The 16,799-nt window shown below is 38.0% G+C and carries 16 protein-coding genes and 1 riboswitch; of the genes, 4 read left to right on the top strand and 12 right to left on the bottom strand.

Annotation, left to right across the window (positions count from 1 at the left end; all coding sequences use genetic code 11):
* Nucleotides 1-11: 11 nt before the first annotated feature.
* Nucleotides 12-58, bottom strand: a riboswitch (PreQ1 riboswitch).
* A 48-nt stretch (nt 59-106) separates the two neighbouring features.
* The gene (locus ACW2QC_RS04460; protein ID WP_457542777.1) at nt 107-1,090 is read right to left on the bottom strand and encodes a Gfo/Idh/MocA family protein; all 984 of its coding nucleotides are present in this window, start codon (nt 1,088-1,090) and stop codon (nt 107-109) included.
* A 205-nt stretch (nt 1,091-1,295) separates the two neighbouring features.
* On the opposite strand from ACW2QC_RS04460, the gene ACW2QC_RS04455 reads away from it, so the two are divergent.
* Complete coding sequence (locus tag ACW2QC_RS04455) at nt 1,296-2,087, top strand: SDR family oxidoreductase (protein ID WP_457542776.1); 792 nt, start codon at nt 1,296-1,298, stop codon at nt 2,085-2,087.
* 103 nt (nt 2,088-2,190) lie between these two features.
* On the opposite strand, the gene ACW2QC_RS04450 is transcribed toward ACW2QC_RS04455, so the two are convergent.
* The 6 genes from ACW2QC_RS04450 to ACW2QC_RS04425 form a co-directional block, all read right to left on the bottom strand.
* The gene (locus ACW2QC_RS04450; RefSeq protein WP_457542884.1) at nt 2,191-2,943 is read right to left on the bottom strand and encodes a carbohydrate ABC transporter permease; all 753 of its coding nucleotides are present in this window, start codon (nt 2,941-2,943) and stop codon (nt 2,191-2,193) included.
* Between the two features lie 68 nt (nt 2,944-3,011).
* Complete coding sequence (locus ACW2QC_RS04445) at nt 3,012-3,932, bottom strand: carbohydrate ABC transporter permease (protein ID WP_457542883.1); 921 nt, start codon at nt 3,930-3,932, stop codon at nt 3,012-3,014.
* 94 nt (nt 3,933-4,026) lie between these two features.
* Nucleotides 4,027-5,325, bottom strand: coding sequence for an ABC transporter substrate-binding protein (locus ACW2QC_RS04440; protein ID WP_457542775.1), 1,299 nt, complete (start codon nt 5,323-5,325; stop codon nt 4,027-4,029).
* A gap of 96 nt (nt 5,326-5,421) precedes the next feature.
* Nucleotides 5,422-6,852 carry a response regulator gene (locus ACW2QC_RS04435; RefSeq protein ID WP_457542774.1) on the bottom strand — a complete coding sequence of 477 codons (1,431 nt, stop codon included), beginning with the start codon at nt 6,850-6,852 and terminating at the stop codon, nt 5,422-5,424.
* Complete coding sequence (locus ACW2QC_RS04430; RefSeq protein WP_457542773.1) at nt 6,852-8,282, bottom strand: histidine kinase; 1,431 nt, start codon at nt 8,280-8,282, stop codon at nt 6,852-6,854. The genes ACW2QC_RS04435 and ACW2QC_RS04430 overlap by 1 nt, the downstream gene beginning before the upstream one ends.
* Nucleotides 8,279-9,268 (bottom strand): sugar-binding protein, encoded by a 990-nt coding sequence (locus tag ACW2QC_RS04425; RefSeq protein ID WP_457542772.1) that lies wholly within the window; start codon nt 9,266-9,268, stop codon nt 8,279-8,281. Before ACW2QC_RS04425 ends, ACW2QC_RS04430 begins: the two co-directional genes overlap by 4 nt.
* Nucleotides 9,269-9,463: 195 nt before the next feature.
* Between ACW2QC_RS04425 and ACW2QC_RS04420 the strand changes: the two genes are divergently transcribed.
* Both ACW2QC_RS04420 and ACW2QC_RS04415 read left to right on the top strand, forming a co-directional pair.
* Complete coding sequence (locus ACW2QC_RS04420) at nt 9,464-10,240, top strand: 2-keto-4-pentenoate hydratase (protein ID WP_457542771.1); 777 nt, start codon at nt 9,464-9,466, stop codon at nt 10,238-10,240.
* A gap of 299 nt (nt 10,241-10,539) precedes the next feature.
* The gene (locus ACW2QC_RS04415; RefSeq protein ID WP_457542770.1) at nt 10,540-11,634 is read left to right on the top strand and encodes a branched-chain amino acid aminotransferase; all 1,095 of its coding nucleotides are present in this window, start codon (nt 10,540-10,542) and stop codon (nt 11,632-11,634) included.
* Nucleotides 11,635-11,843: 209 nt separating this feature from the next.
* On the opposite strand, the gene ACW2QC_RS04410 is transcribed toward ACW2QC_RS04415, so the two are convergent.
* From ACW2QC_RS04410 to ACW2QC_RS04390, 5 genes are all read right to left on the bottom strand, one after another.
* Nucleotides 11,844-12,122, bottom strand: a complete 279-nt coding sequence (locus tag ACW2QC_RS04410; RefSeq protein ID WP_457542769.1) for a hypothetical protein — start codon at nt 12,120-12,122, stop codon at nt 11,844-11,846.
* A gap of 9 nt (nt 12,123-12,131) precedes the next feature.
* Entirely contained in the window at nt 12,132-12,311 is a 180-nt protein-coding gene (locus ACW2QC_RS04405) for a hypothetical protein (protein WP_457542768.1), read from the bottom strand.
* A 107-nt stretch (nt 12,312-12,418) separates the two neighbouring features.
* On the bottom strand, nt 12,419-12,844 hold the full coding sequence (locus tag ACW2QC_RS04400) for a hypothetical protein (protein WP_457542767.1): 426 nt from the start codon (nt 12,842-12,844) through the stop codon (nt 12,419-12,421).
* 276 nt (nt 12,845-13,120) lie between these two features.
* The gene (gene ilvD / locus ACW2QC_RS04395; RefSeq protein ID WP_457542766.1) at nt 13,121-14,803 is read right to left on the bottom strand and encodes a dihydroxy-acid dehydratase; all 1,683 of its coding nucleotides are present in this window, start codon (nt 14,801-14,803) and stop codon (nt 13,121-13,123) included.
* Between the two features lie 60 nt (nt 14,804-14,863).
* Nucleotides 14,864-15,829: a bile acid:sodium symporter family protein gene (locus ACW2QC_RS04390; RefSeq protein WP_457542765.1), complete on the bottom strand. Its 966-nt coding sequence runs from the start codon at nt 15,827-15,829 to the stop codon at nt 14,864-14,866.
* Between the two features lie 495 nt (nt 15,830-16,324).
* Between ACW2QC_RS04390 and ACW2QC_RS04385 the strand changes: the two genes are divergently transcribed.
* The gene (locus ACW2QC_RS04385; RefSeq protein WP_457542764.1) at nt 16,325-16,744 is read left to right on the top strand and encodes a hypothetical protein; all 420 of its coding nucleotides are present in this window, start codon (nt 16,325-16,327) and stop codon (nt 16,742-16,744) included.
* Nucleotides 16,745-16,799 lie beyond the last annotated feature (55 nt).

Here is a 16,799-nt window from a genome sequence, read left to right as displayed (position 1 = left end):
AATCGCATCATCTGTCCTTAGTTTTTTATAGAGGGTTTAAGCTAAGAACCTCTCCCATTTATCACCAATTATTATATAGTGGGCATAGTGTTATGTCAATTCAACATTATCTTTCAACAGCAAAAACAATGCCACTTTGTTTACGCGCTTCTTCCGTAATTGAAAGCACTAAGTAACTTAACTCTTTCAATGCTTTATATTCCCGATCATTTGCCGTTTCAATGATTTTTCGAAAATGGTTAATTTCATATACCATGTCATGGTCATTAACCACAGTCTCTAATAAAACTTTTTCATCTGAATGGGTTTTAATTAGTGCTTGATCTGTAAGTGTTCCAGTATCACCGAATAATAGCGTGCCCTTTTCCCCATGAATTTCATTGGGATTATAGGAATTGGATATTTTCGAGCAAACAATAGTGCAAGTAAAATCAGGATACACTAAAACAAGAGTGCCATTTCCATCAACACCACTTTCTAGCTTCACAGGAAAATAGGCAACACGTTGCGGTTTTCCAAATAGCGCCACAGCAATAGTAAGTGGATAAACGCCTAAGTCAACAATCGCACCACCGGAAAATTCAGCTGAGAAGATATTAGGAACTTCCCCTGCTAAATATTTGTCATATCTTGATGAGTATTGTACACGTTGCAGCATCATACTACGGACGGTACCTATTTCTTTCATATTCTCCTGTAAACGTAAAAAATTAGGAGAATGGATATTCCGCATTGCTTCAAATAAATAGACTTCATTTTCCTCAGCAATTCGATGTGCTTCCTGTAACTCTGTTGTATTTGAAAAAATTGGCTTTTCACAGATGACATGCTTTTTATGCTTTAAAAATAAAACAGCCTGTTCAAAATGCAAGGAATTGGGCGATGAAATATATACACAATCGAGTTCATTACTCGCTGCCATTTTTCGTAAGTCCGTGAAATAATGTGGTGCATCATGTTTCTCAGCAAATTGCTTCGCTTTGTCTTCCGTGCGGGAATAGACTGCTGCAAGCTTAAAATTATCTGCTTCGTTTGCGGCATCAATAAAAGTATCCGTGATCCAGCTTGTTCCAATGGTACCGAATTTCATTTTTTCACTCTCCCTTTTCATAATTAGCGTGTACTACCTCATCTGTATTTTAGCAGGAAAAGACCTGGAACGCACGATACGAGTTGGGATACTGTTTGTTACAGAAAGTTATAATCCATTCTATCACCCTCCCTCCACAACTTGAATTTCCAATAAATTAATATTAAGATATTTCTAATTATCGATATTAACAGGAGGAATCATTATGGACTTAGGTTTACAAGGAAAGTCAGTTGTTGTAATGGCATCAAGCAAAGGCTTGGGAAAAGCAACGGCCCAATTATTCGCGGCTGAAGGAGCACATGTCTTTATCTCCAGTCGAAATGAACAGGAATTGGATAAAGCGAAAAATGATATACAGAAGGAAACCGGAAATGAAAACGTGGAATATGCGGTCTGCGATATTACCAAACCTGATTCCATCAAACAATTAATCGAAAAAGTAGTGGAGAAAAATGGCACGATCGATGTACTGGTTAACAATGCTGGCGGTCCTCCAGCAGGGCTATTTACCGATTTTGATGATCAAGCATGGTACGATGCGTTTGAATTAAACCTGTTAAGCTTTGTCCGAACCATCCGAGATGTTTTGCCCTATATGAAAAAACAACGAAGCGGTCATATTGTCAACATTGCTTCCTCTTCCATTAAACAAACACTGGATAATTTGATTTTATCCAATACGTTCCGAGCTGGGATTGTTGGTCTTTCCAAGAGCCTCTCTCAGGAACTAGCAGAAGATAACATTTTAATTAATACCGTTGGCCCAGGAAGAATTGCAACTGATCGTGTTGCCAAATTAGATAAAATAAATGCGGAGAAGTTAAACATTAATCCGGATGAGTTAAAAGCCAAAACAGAACAGTCCATTCCAATTAAGCGCTATGGCGAACCTCAAGAATTTGCAAATATGATTGTTTATCTATGCTCGCAGGCAAACACTTATGTGACAGGACAGTCATTGGTTGTAGATGGTGGTTTGGTGAAGGCATTGTAAGTAGGAAGGGTTATTCAAAGAAGGTCCCATAAGCTCTAATCATGACTTACGGCTTATGAGACCTTCTTTTTTTATAATGCCTTCAATTTTACAAGTTATAATTCTACCCCTTAACAGATCCAGCCAATAATCCTCTAACAAAATACTTTCCTAAAAAGATGTAAACCAATAGCGTTGGCAAGGCTGCAATTAACGCACCAGCCATTTGCACATTCCACTGCACGATTTGACTGCCAGATAAGTTCTGCAGGGCAACCATGATCGGTTGTTTATCCGAGGTTGTAATGGTTACAGCAAATAAAAACTCATTCCAAATATTCGTAAACTGCCAAATCGCAACAACGACAAAACCTGTGATAGAAAGAGGAATAATAATATGTCTAAAAATCCCTAAGAAGTTTGCTCCATCAATTTTAGCGGCTTCAATCATGGTATCTGGAATACTTGCGTAAAAATTACGGAACATCAATGTTGTAATCGGTAACCCATATACCACGTGTGCAAGAATTAATCCGGGAATCGTATTATACAATTCAATGGTACGTAAAAATTGGATCAATGGAATTAAAATACTTTGATATGGAATGAACATCCCAAATAAAATAAATGTAAATATCGTTTCAGAACCTTTAAACTTCCATTTTGATAATACATATCCATTCATGGCACCTAGCAAAGCAGACAATAATGTTGCCGGTACAACTAGGTATACGCTATTCATAAAGTTGGGTGCCAAATTAGAAAATGCTTCAGCATACGAACTAAAATCGATTGACGTTGGTAATTCCCACATCTGTTCAAGGGATACTTCGTCTAAAGGTTTTAAACTTGTTACAAGGATGACATAAATTGGCATTAAAAAAACGATCGCCAAAATTATCAAAATAAGATATTTAAAAAATTTCCCTATGTTAAATGCTGCCATTAATTATCACCCTTTCTACTATTCCATAGGTAAGGAACGATAAAGATTGCAACTAAAAGCAACATGATAATTGCAATAGCAGCACCGTTTGCATAATAGTTTCCTCTGAATGTCGTCTCAAACATGTATACACCAGGTACATCTGTAACGAAATTAGCACCTGAACCTGTCATCGCATAAATAAGGTCAAATATTTTTAGGGATATGTGTGCCATGATGATAATAACACTCACTGTAATCGGCATAAGCATTGGTAATACAACTTTTCGATAGACCTGAAATTCACTCGCTCCATCCATTCTTGCCGCTTCTCTCAATTCTTCTGGAATTCCACGTAACCCCGCCAAGTACATTGCTAGCGAGAACCCGGTCATCTGCCATACTGCTGCAATAACAACTGCAATAATCGCTACAGGCAAACCAAACTCAATACTGCCCCATTGGAAACCTGCTAAGATATTCGTATCGGTATACCATTTTGGTTCAATGCCAACCACGCTTAAGAATTGGTTAAATCCAGTCGACGGATTTAACAGCCACTGCCAAACGACCCCAGTAACAATAAATGATAAGGCCATCGGGAATAAAAATATATTTCGAAAAATCGATTCACCTTTTAATTTTTGATCTATTAATATAGCAAGACCCATTCCCATAATGATCACCAAACCAATAAAGAGAATAGTAAAAAACAGTGTATTTCTTAAGTCGGCCTGAAACCGGAAATCGTTGAATAAATAAATATAGTTTTTAAGTCCTGCAAATGAAAAATCCGGTATTAATGTATTCCAATTACTTAAGGAGACATATCCTGTCCAGCCAATAAACCCATAAACGAAAATCACAATCAATAGAATAGACGGTATTAAAAAGGCTACAGCAGTCCATTGATCTTTGGTCAATCTCCTTTTACGTTTCATCTTAATTTCTCTCTCCACATGACATCCTCCTAACAAGAGGTTAAGAAACATGAGGCTGCCTTACTATGAGGCAGCCTCATCAAGCTTCGTATTTTTACATTTCTGGTGCTGCGTTTTTCAATGCTTGAATAAAGTTGTCCGCATCCCTTTGTGTAACAAAAATATTTACCGCTTGATTCGCTTTTGTTAAAAATCCTTCAGACGCTGCAGAACCATGAGCAAGACTTGGAACTAGACGTGAATTATTAAAATCATCCATTGCATCCTTCCCATACTCGTCATAGTTGGATTTATCCGCATCTACCCGTGCTGGAATGGATCCTTTTAATGGGTTAAATGCATCCTGTCCTTCTACAGATCCAAGAACCTTTAGGAATTCTTTCACGTCATCTGGATTCTCAACACCCTTTGGCAAGCCAAATGTATCTGTAATAATAGTGAATTGACCATCTGTATTTGGGAAGGCAAAATATCCAAAGTCTTTATTTGTTTCCAGATCTAAATCATTATTAAAGTACCCTTTCGCCCAATCACCCATGTTAATCATTGCTGCTTCGCCATTTGCAACTAATTGCGCAGAGTCTTGCCAGTTGCGTGAAGCGTGGTCTTCATTCACATAATCAAGTATTTTGTCAAATTTTTCTACGGCATCCTTAACACGTTTATCATCAAAACCGATTTCACCTTCAAAAAGCTTTTTGTAATCATCTGGTCCCAATACACCTAATAGTACATTTTCAAAAATCTGTGTAGCAGGCCACGATTCTTTATCACCTAATGCAAGTGGAACAACCCCAGCATCTTGTAATTTATCTGCCGCTTCAAAAAACTCATCAAATGTTGTCGGTACCTCTACTCCATTTTCTTCAAACACTTGCTTGTTATAGAAAATAACGTTCCCACGATGAATATCAACAGGCACCGAATAAATATCGCCATCTTGACTCACCAAATCAATTAACTCTTCAGGAAATTTATCCATTAAGTCATTTTCTTCATAAAAGTCATTCAATGGTTCCATTTTACCGGCAGCAACCCAACCTTCGTTCAACTCATCTCCACCATGAACCTGGAATGTTGATGGTGGATCGTCCCCCTGCATTCTTGTCGCAAGTACTGCCTTGGCGTTTGTTCCTGCTCCACCGGCAACAGCTGCATTTTCCACTTTAATGTCCGGGTGTTTTTCTTCAAACAAGTCAATTAAAGCAAGTAAGCCATCTTCTTCACCGGCACCCGTCCACCAGCTAAAAATTTCAACTTCTCCGCCTGCATTTTCGCCATCGCTACCGTCGTTGTCTGATTCACCATCAGATTCCCCCGATGAATCCGAGCTACATGCAGCCAGGACAAGTGCTAATACAAAGAGTAATAAAAATCCATACGATTTCTTCACAAATTATTCCCCCTTTATTTGATAACGCTTACATATAGTATAAAAAATATTGCTCGCCAACAGGGAAAAAGTTTCTGTACATATTTACTATTCTCTTCATTTTTTTAAGATCCCCTGCAGAAAGTGCTTCGGGGACTCCGAAAAGTGTTTTTTAAATACCCTGCTAAAATAATTGGGATCCTTATAGCCAACCATATAACTTATTTCTTTAAGTGAATAGTTGTTTTCCTCCAACAGCTCTTTAGCCTTATATAACCGTACCTTTGTAACATAATCAATAAATGTTGTCCCAAACTCCTGTTTAAACATATTAGAAAAATAATTAGGACTTAAATTCACATGTGCTGCTGTCTCCTCCAATGTAATCGAATTCTGGAAATGTTGCTGTACAAATTTTTTCGCCTTTTCAATGTATTGCTTTGATTGATAGTATTCTTGTATCTGTAAACAACACACCTTGATAAACTTCTCCCAATCTTTCGTTGTCCCCAATTCAGATATGGCCCTCTCGGGTACAGCTAATTCCCGTTCCATCATGATACTTTTTATATGAAGGTATAATTCATCGAGATCATTTGGCACGAAAAAATGTTGATATTCTTTATAAACGCGTACAGCTTCTTGATCATTGCCTTTTTCAACCATTTCCATTAACCTTGTCATCGATTTTTTATTATCCATACGCCTGTCTTTTTCTGCAAAAAATCCATAATTTCTATCATTCTCTTTTTCCAACTGGTAACAGGCGGTAAATGCCTCTTGAAACGATTTTGGCAAATCCTCTACCGAAGCATATGCTTGTCCTGCTCCAACAAAACTATTACCCGCAAGTTCAAGGTGAACACTTCTAGCAACTTGCAATATCTCAGCCTTGTCTATTTTTACAGCGGAAAGTATACAAACAAAGTATTGATCCTCCTGATGATAAGTGAGAAAGGAATTGTCAATAAACCTCTCTAGTATATATTCGAGCTCCTGTTGGGAAATCTCCCTGCCCGTTTGTATTACAAGAAAATACCCACCTTTCATCGTCGGAAAAAGCTGTTTTTGTATAGTAATCGCATCACAATCAACCGGGTTTTTTATCAGTTTCATGATTAAATGTTCTTTTATTACCTGATTAGCCTGCGTTTTCTCCTCCTGCTGCTGTCTTTCTAGTAAGATCTCCTTTTGCACACGACGAATGGCCTTCACTATTTCTTCTTTTTTACCTGGTTTAAGAATATATTCCTTAATCCCAAAGTTCATCGCTTGCTTCGCATAATCAAATGAATCATATGCCGACACAAGAATAAACTTGACAGCTGGATTTACCTGACGAATTTTCTCAATCGCTTTCAAGCCATTAATACCCGGCATTTTGATATCCATGAAAATAATATCCGGCTGTAAGCTTTGCGCTAATTCAATTGCTTTCCTGCCATTTGGAGCTTCACCAACTACTTCCATATCATTAAAATTTACTTCCATAAACTTCTTCATTGCTTTTCTTTCCAAAAATTCATCTTCGGCAATCAATACACGCATTAGCTTTTCCTCCCATCATTTTTAGGTAGTATCAATGAAATAGTCGTTCCTTTACCAATTTCCGATTGAATGTCAGCTACATGTGTCAGTTGATAAAATAATTGCAGGCGACGAATAACGTTTGTTAATCCAATACCAGTTGAATGACCAACATGTAAATCCTGTTGTTTCACTGTTGAGACGAACTGATCCATTTTGCTTTGGCTCATACCAACACCATCATCCCTTATTTCTACAATTACTCGATCGTCATTTTGGAAAATATTTAATGTTATCGTACCGCCTTCTTCCTTTTCCTCGATTCCATGGATAAAGGCATTTTCTATCAACGGCTGTAATGTTAAACGAGGTACGTTAATAGCTAAACAAGCTTCATCGATATTCATATCGAATTGTATCCGCTCCGAAAATCTAGTTTTTTGAATATGAAAATAGTCTTTCACTACTTTTACTTCGTCTGCTAGTGTTACATGATGATCTATCTCACCTAAATTATGTCGAAGTAATGTTGCAACGGAATCAATTAACGTGGACGTTGATTTCGCATCTTCCAGGTACGCCATTTTGGATAACGTGTTAAGTGTATTAAATAGAAAATGCGGGTTGATTTGACTTTGCAGGTGCTTTAACTCCATGTCTTTAAGCAAACGGTCCAATTCAGACTGATCCTTTATTTCCTCAACAAGATCATGGATGTTCGAACGCATACCATTGAATGTATCGCCAAGAAATTTCAATTCATCATTGGATCGAATATTGATTGGCTTTCCTAATAAATCCCCCGCTGAAACCTCTTTTGCAGCACGCGATAATTTATTTAATGGTCTCGTAATTCCTCTAGAGAACCAAAGTGCAAAAAATATGGCTAGCATAATAGTCGAAACAAATAGGAAAATGATAAAAATGAAAAAGGAATCATTTCGTAATTGTAAATCCTGATAAAACGATTGGTAAGCCGTCAGCTCAAGATCTATTAATTCCAGTGTTGCTTCCTGAATATATTCCGACGCATTCCGGGTTTCTTCTAGATGATAGGTATATTGCTCAATATCATCCCTTAACACAAATCCAACCGTTAACTCACTCTCATGAATAAACGTCTCTAGTAAATTACGATAATTCTTCATTTCGATCGGATCGATATCATGAAAGGAAGACGCTACCTTATCTTTTTCACGTTGCAATACATTTTTTGCAGTATAATAATTTTTCACTTTATCAGGATCTGCTTCCCTAACAAATTTTTGAGTTTCTGTATACAACTCTTCGGCATTTTGTGAAATGGAATTTAATAACAGAAATCGCCGGAAACTGTCATTGTATATATTTGTTAATTTATTGGAACTGACAAATATGGAGATGGCTGTCACGTGAAAAAGAATAACGAATACCAAAAAATAGACCAATAGTTTTCCCCGAATTGTTTTCATTTTGCATCACCAATCCAGTTATCCAGTAAATCTTTCTTTTCTATGATGTTTGTCCCGGTATATTGCTGGCTGTCTAAAAGATCATTCTTTTGCAATTTAATCATAACATTTACAGATCGATAGCCCATTTCTTCGGGATACTGTGCAACACTCGCATCTATTTTATTCTGTTTGATTAATTTCAATGTCTCAGGTAAAACATCAAAAGCAACAATGTACATATCGTTATTCGGTGCAATCTCCTCAAGCCCGTCAATCATGCCAACCCCATCAAGCGCACTCGTCCCGAATAGTGCTGTAATTTTCGGATATTGCTTTAGCAGTGAATAGGTTGCCTGTGATGCACCAACCACCGTAATATTTGATTCCCTTATCTCAACGATATGGATGCGATCGTTTGCTTGGATTGCTTGCTTAAACCCGGCGATTCGTTCTTGCTGATTAATGGCGTCAAAACGACCAGTCACAATTCCCACATATTGTTCACCGGTAGTATTCTCTAAAATCGCTTTACCGGCAAGCTGACCGGCATAAAAGTTATTTGTCCCAACATATACCTTCCGTTCGCTGCTTTTTACGTCTGTATCAACTGTGATAATTGGTATTCCCCGTTCAATTCCTTTATGTACTAAATTGACAAATCGCTCACCTTCAACACCTTGCGTAATAATGCCATCAATTTTTGTTGATATCATGCGATCAAGTAGCTTTAACATTTTGTCATTATCCGCTTTTTCAGGTGCTACATATTCAATGTATATATCATTTTCCTTTTCCGCTTTCCTCGCGCCTTTTTCAATTAATCGCCAATAATCATTATCAGATTCTTCGGCAATCAGGGCAAAATGATAGGCGTAATCCTTGGATTCTATTTCACTAGTTTCGATATAAAATGTTTTATAGCCATAAATCAGCATGCCAACAAAGCTGATCATAAAAATCACACCACTGAATGTAAAAAGTAATAATTTAGACTGGGGCCTCATTTATTCCACCTACTCGCAATATTCGTACATTTATACTATCATAAACCTCTTCTATAGAATAGAAATACTCCGTTAAGATAAGATAACGCACACCATTCCCCTACTCCCATTACAACAATGGTTTAATCAAAACTGACAAAAGGGTGAATTATCTGTTAATATAGGTACAATACATATCCAAAGGGGTGCTCACCAATGACAAATAGTACACAACAAACAAAACAGGTAGACACGTTATACAATGCTTATGACCGAAAGCAACCCATTTCTAAAGATCGTATTCAAGAAAACATCGAGAAATCAGTCGCTTATGATATCCAACATCAACTTACCGACAAAAAGACTATTCTTAATCAGGACAAGTTAATCGGGTACAAAATCAGTTTAACAAGTGAGGAAACACAGCAATTATTTCATTCAACGACACCTCTTTATGGTGCATTAACACAGACAAGCCTTTCAAATGGAACAATTGAATTGGCTTCTATGAACGAACCATTACTAGAGATTGAATTAATGTTTATTGCCAATGAAGACTTATCACAGTCTGACAATCAGGAAACAATTCTACAAAAAATGAGCATTGCACCAGGACTGGAAATTCCAGATTCCCGCTTTAGTGACTGGTTTCCAAAGCTGAGCCTGGGACAAGTTATTGCGGATAGTGCTGTAGCAGGCAAAGCAGTTGTAGGGGAAGCGATACAGGGATTAACGTACGAACAACTTGGGAATATAAAAGCTGTATTGCAGTTAGATGGTGAGCCAATTGTTGAAGGACCATCATCTGAAGTACTGGGCAACCCAGTTCACGCGATAAAATGGCTAATCGATGAACTTGCCAAAAGTGGACGCCATATCGAAAAAGGAATGATCATATCATCTGGTACATTTATACTCCCGAAAACATTACAAAGAGGAAAATATGACGTACATTTTGAAAGTGTTGGTGGAGTTAGTCTTCAAGTAGTTTGAAGGGTGATTCCTGGACCTAAAAAACCCCGGACATCATGTCGGATAATTCGGTTTTTTTAGGTCCATATTTTTATGCGGGACATGGGGACAGGTTTCTTGTCCCAGGCAAAAATGTACAGATGGTGTGGGATACAGAGCGGGACACTTAACCTGTCCCCATGTCCCTAAACAGAAAAGTAAAAATCTTTTCATTATAAAGGGTTGTATTTCTATTCCTATTAGTAATAAAATAGTATTTAATCATTTATTGATTTTCATGAAAGCAAGGCGAATAAATTTAACAACAAGGAGATAGTGCCATGGAAGAACAGTCAATTCAAATGAACCTATGCTCTACAAAGAAAGAAAAACCAAATTCAGATCAATTGGAATTTGGCAAGATTTTCACCGACCATATGTTTATCATGGATTATTCGAATGAGGAAGGTTGGCATGATGCCCGGATTATTCCCTATCAGCCGCTCGCTTTAGATCCTTCTGCAATGGTATTCCATTATGGTCAGTCAGTTTTTGAAGGTTTGAAAGCATACCTCACACCAGATGGCGAAGCACAATTATTCCGTCCGGAGAAAAATATGCAGCGATTAAATCGTTCCAACAATCGAATATGCATTCCACCAATTGATGAGGAGTTTGCGCTTCATGCGATTAAACAGCTTGTTGCACTGGAAAAAGATTGGATTCCACGTGCAGAGGGAACATCCCTTTATATTCGGCCGTTTATCATTTCAACTGAACCTTATCTTGGCGTAGCACCATCCGGCCATTATCAATTTATTATTATTTTATCTCCAGTCGGTGCTTACTACAAAGAAGGGATTAATCCGGTGAAAATCGCCGTGGAAAATCAGTATGTAAGAGCAGTCTTAGGTGGCACAGGAGAGGCCAAAACCGGCGGGAACTACGCATCCAGTCTAAAAGCACAAGAAATGGTCGCTGATAAAGGATTCGCCCAGGTACTCTGGTTAGATGGTGTCGAGAAAAAATATATTGAAGAAGTCGGCAGCATGAATGTGTTCTTTAAAATCAACGGAGAAGTAGTAACTCCTGCACTAAATGGAAGTATTTTAGAGGGGGTAACACGAAACTCGGTCATTCAATTATTAAAGCACTGGAACGTTCCTGTTGTTGAACGACGAATTTCCATGGAAGAGCTCTATCAAGCGAACAAAGCCGGTATTTTAGAAGAGGCATTTGGCGCAGGAACAGCAGCTGTTATTTCGCCAATCGGACAATTAACCTGGCAAGAAGAAGATTACATTATTAATAACGGTAAAACTGGTGAAATAGCGAAAAGGTTGTATGACACATTGACTGGCATTCAATATGGAAAAGAAAAAGATCCATTTGATTGGATTGTCAAAGTGGATAAAGTAGAACATCTTGTTAAATAAGGATGGGAGTCATAACGCTCAGATCTAATCTGAGCGTTATTTTGCGTAGAGTTGAAATTAGTTGTGAAAGGATTGCTACAACTGAGCAGTGATATAGATCATCAATGTCAAGAAAAAACATAAAGCTTCTATATTATAAATAAAAGGATTCGGTTTAATCCTTGAAAAAAACTTAATTCGCTTAATAAGACTATTATCCAGAACTACAATTAAAAGTAGAAAAACAGTAAGCTAAACAAAAACATCAGACTCGCCAGTAAGAAGTTATCATTCTCCCAAAAAGCAATTCCTAAAAATAAGGTCCAAATCGATTTAAATACACCTGTTAACCCTTCAAACGATCCGGATAAAGTCGCCATCATCCAACTACTGCGCTCTTCCCAGTCTTTATTCTGTTCTTGTTTTACAATATGTACAATATGCCCGGTTTGCAATCCCATCGTAATGATTAACATGATTAGATAAGTAAGTCCAAATATGGTTCCCACCTGTAATATCTAACTATCCAATAAATTATTTACTGTCATCGGCAATGGCAACCACATCGAATACATGAATGCCATTAAGAGATGTAAAAAGCCTAGCTCATCATTTTTAGCCAGCTTCTGAAATGTAAAAATGATAATGAAGAAAATTAGAATTCCTATCCACCCTAATATTATAGTAGAAAGTAACACAAGCACCTCTCCTCAATATCGTCACTTATTATAAATTACTCGTGTGGAACTGGTTTAGGAAAAACGAACTCCTAATTAAAGTAGGTTTCCCCCACACTTTTTTAAAATTAAACTGGTTTCATTGTTTCATCATCATCTATAAAACCTATGAAATTGACAATTAGTATATAAATAGGAAACACAATCAATGCAGCTATTGCTAGGAGACCAGTAACTGGGTTGGGTTCATCTCCTCCATATGTGATCGGAAACAGGGTTACAAAAATATAAACGAAAAGAACAAAATACGGAACCCACAGAATGACTGTCCAATAGTTAGCTTTTCGTCTCCACTTTTTTGTTAGAAAGCAGAGAAGTATTGTGCCAAATATAAATCCAACGATAACAGCTATACCAATTAACATGTTTACAGTACCTATATTCAAACTTGTTACCCTGCTAATTCGATATACATTTAGCATAAGTTCAAAAGGGACAACGATCATTAAGGCGTAGAGAATACTAATAATATTTAATTTCACGAAAAACTTCATTAAGTGGAACCCCATCCTTCTTGAAGAAATCATCCGTTAACTAATACTCGTAAATTTCGCAATACCAGCCTGATTTTTAACAGATTGCTATGCTTACTCCGTTGTTTGCTTCAGCATTATGCACTTCACAAACACTAAATTTATTTTAACATAAATATTCAGAAAGTAATGGTACCAATCAAAATATTTTATACAACAAAAAAGACGTTTGGTGTAACGTAAACCAAACGTCTTTTTAACTCATCGGACCGGACCAGCCCAGCAGTTTTGAAAGATTTACTTCAAATAATCGGTCACAGCACCTTTTGATGAACAGGATACATTATGTGCATATTTCCCTAGAATTCCCTTTTTGTATAATGGTGGAGCCGTCCAATTCTTACGGCGACTTTCCAACACTTCTTCGGAAACATCCATGGAGATTTCTTTTTTCTCGGAATCAATTGTTACTAGATCTCCTTCTTCTACAAACGCTACTGGACCACCATCCTGCGCTTCAGGGGAAATATGTCCGACGACCAATCCATGTGTTCCACCAGAAAATCTACCATCAGTTAATAAAGCGACTTTTTCATCCATTCCTTTTCCAACAATGATACTGGAGATTGACAACATCTCTGGCATTCCCGGCCCGCCTTTTGGACCAACGTAACGAATGATAATTACATCACCATCATTAATTTCATTATTCATAACTGCAGCAGTCGCTTCCTTTTCCGTATTAAAAACACGAGCTGGACCTGTATGACGTTTTACTTTTACACCGGAAACTTTGGCAACAGCACCGGTCGGCGAGAGATTCCCTTTTAGAACAATTAATGGGCCATCTTCCCGCTTCGGATTATCAAATGGCATGATGACTTCCTGCCCCTTCTCTAGTGAAGGTGCTTCAGCCAGATTTTCAGCAACGGTTTTTCCCGTTACCGTTAAACAATTCCCGTGTAGATAACCTGCTTCATAAAGAAGTTTCATGACTGCCTGTACACCACCAACACGATGCAGATCTTGCATGACATATTTACCACTAGGTTTTAAATCAGCCAGATGTGGTACTTTTTCTTGCATTCGATTAAAATCATCAATCGACAAATCTACTTCCACCGCATGAGCAATCGCCAGCAAGTGTAAGATAGCATTTGTTGATCCTCCAAGTGCCATAACAACAGTCATTGCATTTTCAAACGCCTCTTTTGTCATGATATCTTTCGGATAAATGCCTTTTTCCAGTAGATGATATACAGCTTCCCCAGCAGCAGCACAGTCTTTCACCTTTTCTTTTGATTCGGCGGGATTTGATGAGCTGCCAGGCAAACTCATTCCCATTGCTTCAACAGCTGAGGCCATCGTATTAGCAGTATACATCCCACCACAAGCACCGGCACCAGGACACGCGTGGCATTCAATTCCTCTTAGTTCACTATCATTGATATCCCCATTATTGTGTTGGCCTACCCCTTCAAACACGGATACGATATCAATATCTTTCCCATTATGATTTCCAGGGGCAATGGTTCCGCCATAAACAAATACAGCGGGAACATCAGAATTTGCGATCGCAATCATACAACCTGGAATGTTTTTATCACAAGCACCAATGGCAACCAACCCGTCCAAATTCTCTGCGCCTACAACAGTTTCGATCGAGTCTGCAATCACATCACGACTAGGTAGCGAATACCGCATTCCTTGTGTGCCCATGGAAATTCCATCTGAAACGGTGATCGTATTGAAAATTAACGGAACACCACCAGCACTTTTTGCACCCTCTTTTGCATTTATTGCTAAATCATCCAGATGAATATTACATGGTGTCACTTCACTCCATGTGCTAGCAACCCCGATCATTGGCTTCTTAAAATCTTCATCGGAAACACCGACAGCCCGAAGCATCGCGCGGTTTGGTGCTTTCATTGCTCCTTCACTAAATACGTTACTATTAATACGCAAGTCTTTTTTCATCTTGTATAATCCTCCCCTACATTTTATGAACGGCAGACCACTCATCGCGTAGCCCACTACCTAAGCTGTTTTTTCCCCTTTATCTTTTGGTGGTTCGATAGGTTCATCATTTTTCCCCCACCATGTTGCCAGTATAGGGCCGGAAATGTTATGCCACACACTGAAAATAGCACTTGGTACAGCAGCTATCGGTGAGAAATGGGCAAGCGCTAATGTCGATCCAAGCCCCGAATTCTGCATTCCTACCTCAATTGAGACTGCCTTTTGATCACGTAAATCCAGTTTTAATAGTTTTCCTAATACATAACCAAGTGCAAGTCCCAAACAATTATGTAAAACGACAACAGCAAAGATTAATAAACCTTCTTTAACAATATTTTCTGTATTCACCGCGACAACGGCAGATGCCACTGCAACAATGCCAATGACAGAAACTAGCGGTAATACGGCAACACTTTTTTCCACTTGTTTGCGGAACAATAAGCGAATCACGATCCCAAGAACGATAGGAACGAGCACAATTTTTACAATTGACAGGAACATGTCCCCCGCAGATACAGGCAGCCATTTACTAGCCAAAAGCAATGTTAAGGCTGGTGTAAGAATTGGTGCAAGCAGTGTTGAGACAGCTGTTACAGAAACAGAAAGTGCCGTATTGCCTTTTGCTAAAAAAGTCATCACATTAGAGGCAGTACCTCCAGGACAACACCCTACTAAGATAACCCCTACTGCTACCTCGGCTGGAAGTTGAAAAATAGTGGCAAGCCCATATGCTAAGAGCGGCATAATGATGAATTGAGCAAGTACAGCGATAAGCACACTTTTTGGAGCTTGAAAAACAGCTTTAAAATCACTTAAAGAAAGCGTCAGCCCCATCCCGAACATAATAATGCCAAGAAGCAATGCTATATGTGGCGCAATCCACGTAAATCCACCTGGTAAAAAGAAACTTAAAATAGCAAAAAGAATGACCCATACTGCAAATGTGTTCCCTGCAAAGCTACTTATCTTCTCTAGTGTTTTCAACTTTCCCCCTCCTTTAATTCTTTCTATTATAATCCATTTTCTAAATATTTCAATAGTGTTGTAATATTTTGATACGATTTTTTCGTGGAATTGATTGTTAGAAAACTCGGCATTTGCCTTATAGTGCGTGTTCAAAAAGTCGCGAAATTAGAAGCAAGAAGGTCGAGGCGGCGTAGTTTCGAGCACAAGACATGCTTCCCTGAATTCACATCCCGCGCAGGAAAAGTGATTTTCTTTTCCAAGGAGCGGAACGTATGCAGTTAGATACGTGAGAGCGGAGAAACAAGCCAACGAAGAGATTCGCCACTTATCATTTGGTGACTTTTTGAACATCCTCTTATAGCGGTTGCCGAAGTTTCTTATCCTTTAATCCTATAAAATTTTATATTTTAAAGTGCAAAAAATTCACCATATCCCTCTATTATTGACCTACGTCACTTAATTTCCTTAAAAATAGCGCTAGAATAATAGTAGATAGATAAGGAGAGGATAGCCATGAAGAAATTCTGCTTTATCACTATTGCTTTGTTCCTTACAGTAGCAACTCTTCTCATTTCGACTCATGATTTTGGTGGAACGGGTTTTGCGGATACATTACAAGTCAATCCTGCTAAAATAACGAAAATAGCATTAATAGTACCTTCAGAAAGCGGTTATCATCATACAACAGACAAAACAAAAATCAAAACGCTGATCAATTATTTGGATCAAGTACACTACAAACGAATGCAAGATGCGGAATCCTCGAGCATGCCGATGTCTGCAAGCATCATTTACCTTTATGAAGGCGATAAAGTAGATTTTATTGTCCCTTATCAAAAAGGGGTCATGATTAGTCAAAAAGTTTTTAAAGTGAAAAACGGTGTGATCGAGAATACGTTCATCAAGCAATTTTATAATTCATTGGATCAATAATAGTTACGTGAAAAATACTGGTCTAAACCAGACGGTGTCAACATATAATCAACAG

This window comes from Virgibacillus sp. FSP13 (assembly GCF_054048505.1).
The sequence above is the reverse complement of the archived record's forward strand: the minus strand, read 5'-3'. Positions and strand labels throughout refer to the sequence as shown.